Origin of the sequence: Sedimentibacter sp. B4 (genome assembly GCF_000309315.1) — a bacterium.
GTDB classification, from domain to species: domain Bacteria; phylum Bacillota; class Clostridia; order Tissierellales; family Sedimentibacteraceae; genus Sedimentibacter; species Sedimentibacter saalensis.
Map to the genome: position 1 here is coordinate 1 of NZ_CANG01001134.1, position 229 is coordinate 229.

The 229-nt window shown below is 68.1% G+C and carries 1 protein-coding gene; it reads right to left on the bottom strand.

Annotated elements, in window-relative coordinates; genetic code table 11:
- The coding region (locus BN358_RS28210; RefSeq protein WP_232233449.1) for a hypothetical protein at positions 1–229 on the bottom strand (229 nt) is incomplete at both ends.

Here is a 229-nt window from a genome sequence, read left to right on the forward strand (position 1 = left end):
CGCCGCCGATCCCTGCGATCGTGAAGAACCCCATGAACCAGCCGAACACCTTGAGGAACGAGCCGCGGCGCTGCCCGACCCGGGACTGGTCGCTGGGGTTGAGCACGCTGGACAGTGATCCGACGCCGAGCCCGAGAACCACGACGCAGGTGCCGGCGAGGATGGCCGAGACCAGATCGGCAGGACTTGCGGCAGGACCACCGACTCGACCAGGCTGAACGCCAGCACG